Origin of the sequence: Microcystis sp. LEGE 08355 (genome assembly GCF_015207185.1) — a bacterium.
Taxonomy (GTDB): domain Bacteria; phylum Cyanobacteriota; class Cyanobacteriia; order Cyanobacteriales; family Microcystaceae; genus Microcystis; species Microcystis panniformis.
In genome coordinates this window covers 1-1649 of record NZ_JADEXI010000801.1, presented here as the reverse complement: position 1 = coordinate 1649, position 1649 = coordinate 1, and the positions used below count along the sequence as shown (strand labels likewise).

General features: G+C 37.7%; 2 protein-coding genes and 1 pseudogene. All 3 read left to right on the top strand.

Features of this window, described 5'->3' with window-relative positions:
* The first annotated feature begins 94 nt into the window (after window positions 1-94).
* Window positions 95-238, top strand: a complete 144-nt coding sequence (locus IQ242_RS24165) for a hypothetical protein (RefSeq protein WP_193961703.1) — start codon at window positions 95-97, stop codon at window positions 236-238.
* 387 nt (window positions 239-625) lie between these two features.
* On the top strand, window positions 626-1213 hold the full coding sequence (gene hemJ / locus IQ242_RS24160; protein ID WP_002739167.1) for a protoporphyrinogen oxidase HemJ: 588 nt from the start codon (window positions 626-628) through the stop codon (window positions 1211-1213).
* Between the two features lie 278 nt (window positions 1214-1491).
* Window positions 1492-1649, top strand: a pseudogene (locus tag IQ242_RS24155) (helicase); the annotation flags it as partial.

Below are 1649 nucleotides of genomic sequence, written 5' to 3'. Positions count from 1 at the left end.
CCCCATTATGAAATTCTATCAAATCGCTGTTACCTTCATAACATCGTTGTTAAATAAAAATCTTTCTCAATTAATTCTTAAGAATTTATAAATATTGCGGAATGTTAATTTAAATATTCTCAAGTTTTTGGAGTCAATTAATAATTTTTGCTTATCTTTGGTCAACATTGGGTTAGGAGACAGTTATCAGTTATCAGTTATCAGTTATCAGTTATCAGTTATCAGTTATCAGATGTGAGTTTTTAGTTTATTAGAGTTCTTGCATAATTAATTCTTGAGAGTTCAAAAATGACAAAAATAGACATAAAACTGCATAAAATGCCTAAATGGAGCATTTAATCGATTAATGCACATTCTTAATTCTCCTGACTACTGACTACTGACTCCTTACTCCTCACCTAACAGAAGATTGTTGATTTTTGCAAGAGATCTATTGTTTACTGAAAAAGCTCCCCACACCCCACACCCTACACCCTACACCCTACACCCCACACCCTACACCCCTCTCCCTTCTCCCTGCTCCGCAACGCCTATTTTCCGTCTAAACTTTTGTATAGGGATAGTCTGGGAAAGTATAGATAACTCTTAGACTAATTAATTCGGGACTCACATCACAATATAGACTATGGCTTACTATTGGTTTAAAGCATTTCACCTGATTGGGGTAGTTGTTTGGTTTGCGGGACTATTTTATTTAGTACGTTTGTTTGTCTATCATGCGGAGGCAGCAACACAAACAGAACCCGCACAAGCTATTCTGAAAGCACAATACGAGATCATGGAGAAGCGACTCTACAATATCATCACCACACCGGGGATGATTGTCACCGTGGCCATGGCGATCGGTTTAATCTCCACAGAACCGGAAATTTTAAAATCGGGATGGTTACATATTAAATTATCCTTTGTGGCTCTTTTACTGCTCTATCATTTCTACTGTGGTCGCATCATGAAGAAGCTAGAAAAAGGGGAATGTAATTGGACGGGACAGCAATTTCGGGCATTAAATGAAGCACCAACCCTGTTATTGGTAGTTATTGTCCTTTTGGCAGTATTTAAAAATCAATTACCCCTCGATTTGACCACTTGGTTAATTGTAGCTTTAGTGGTATTAATGGCAGTGACAATCCAACTTTATGCTAAAAAACGTCGCCAAGATCAAGAAAAACTTCGGCAAAATACTCCCCAAAAAGAGGAAGTAGCGACCAGGTAAATTATCTCAATCATTGCCTAGGTTTCTAGGATAACAGTTAAGAGTGGTTTGACAGCTATGGGATGGTCTTTTTAGTCCATCCCCATTGTATAGGGAGCAACCTTTAGTTTTTAAGTTTTTGGCTTTTTGCTATTTTTGAGCTTATCCCAAAACTATTTATAAACCTCTTGCGAACAGGAAACGCTATAAATAAAAACAATCTCCTGACGACCGACGACCGACTCCTGGCTAGTGACTCCTAACCCTAACAACAATTTTTGATTTTTACAAGAGGTCCTATGAATAGTTGCTGGATAGATTGGGAAAAAATAACTAGGGATTTTCTCAGTTCCCGCAAAATCAAGCAAGTTGCTGAATTGCGAGGATTCTATCGAGTTAATCCCTCTGGTATTCCTAGAATTCCTCCCAATTTAGAATTGAGAGACTACCAAAATAC

Coding starts and splice junctions, on each gene's coding strand:
- hemJ (WP_002739167.1), top strand. CDS start 626: ATGGCTTACTATTGGTTTAAAGCATTTCACCTGATTGGGGTAGTTGTT.